The 1,509-nt window shown below is 39.3% G+C and carries 1 protein-coding gene; it reads right to left on the reverse strand.

Annotation, left to right across the window (positions count from 1 at the left end):
• Positions 1–297: 297 nt before the first annotated feature.
• Positions 298–1,433, reverse strand: a protein-coding gene (locus KQ486_RS13955; protein WP_216687989.1) for an IS3 family transposase whose coding sequence is annotated in 2 segments (ribosomal slippage) — positions 298–1,184 and positions 1,184–1,433 — 1,137 coding nt in all. Because the reading frame shifts where the segments join, the coding sequence is not laid out codon by codon here.
• Between the last annotated feature and the right edge of the window lie 76 nt (positions 1,434–1,509).

Here is a 1,509-nt window from a genome sequence, read left to right on the forward strand (position 1 = left end):
CATGGTATGTCAACACTAAATTGGACAAATTTTTTAAGGTGTTATGATATACTTCTCGAATCTATTGTACGCCGCCTTTGACAACTGCTTGGGCTCGTGGTGTGCATTTGCTGGTGGCTGGAAAAAATAAGCTATTTACCTATCCGCCACCATGCATAGGATACCACGAACCCGCCACTTATCCAGATACGGGCGGTGGGGCCCCGACCCCTTCCACCGTATCTGGTAAGTGGGCACAGTTGTCAAAGGTTATCCCTTCGGGCGGCTCTGTGCATATACGTTTTAATTAAGCTCGTTTTAGGTTAGAGTGCCTGCTTTTTCGGCTTTTTTCTGTTGTTTATATTCAAGGGGAGTCAGATAACCAAGCGATCCATGAATTCGGATGTTATTAAACCAATGAACATAATCAAATAATGCCAAGTCTAGCTCTTCCTGACTGAAGAAAACTCGTCCGTTAATAAATTCAGTCTTAATTGTTTTGAACGTCGCTTCTGCTACAGCGTTATCATATGGTGTTCCTTTTTCACTCAAAGACCTTTCTATACCGAAGGTTTTTAATGCTTGGTCAATAAGTCGGTTCTTAAACTCACTACCTCGATCGGTATGGAATAATTCGAGTTCGAATAAGTTGTACGGAACTCTTGAAAATGCGCGCTTAACTAGCTCTGCATTTTTATGGGGACCTGCACTGTGACCAATGATTTCCCTGTTATATAAATCTACAAGAATACATATGTAATGCCAGTTCTGGTGAACTCGAACATAAGTCAAATCACTGACAACAACCTTTAATTCTTGTTCCTGTTTAAACTCTCGGTTTAATGTATTTCCAATGCTTGACTCATTACAAGCTTTCTTAGAAGGCTTATACTGGGCGACGGTATACTTGGATACTAATCCTTGTTCCTCCATGATTCGCCGGATTCGACGACGGGATACAGTCCAATCCAGCTTTTTAAGCTCCACCTTGATTTTCCTTTGTCCATATATATTTTTACTCTCTTTGAAGATTTGAATGATGAGTTTTGTTAATTCTTCTTCTTGGTTATTACGGCTTTTAGCTTCGTAGTAATAGGTACTTCTTGAAATTTGAAGGACGTTGCACATTGCTGATACCGAGTATTTGTGACTGTTGTTTCTTATCACATCTACTTTCGTCCCATGATCAGCGCGGCTTGCTTTAAAATATCATTTTCCATCGCAAGCTGTTGGTTTTCTTTTCTTAAACGGAGTAATTCTTCTTGTTCTGGAGTTCGGTTATCTTTTTCTTCGAAAGAACCACTGGTTCGTTGTTGACGAACCCACTTGTCGAATGCAGATGGTGTTAGATCATATTGCTTGATAATTTCCGTTCGTGGTTTGCCAGATACATAAAGTTGAACAATTTGATCTTTAAATTCCCTGGTGAAATTTCTTCTTTCTCGTCTGGTCATATTAATTCTCCTCATATTTATTAGATTAAGTTTAATTGACCTTATAAAATCTGTCCAACCAAGTGTAACCGATTCA

The sequence above is a fragment of the Allobacillus halotolerans genome (genome assembly GCF_018967645.1).
Classification (GTDB): domain Bacteria; phylum Bacillota; class Bacilli; order Bacillales; family Alkalibacillaceae; genus Allobacillus; species Allobacillus halotolerans.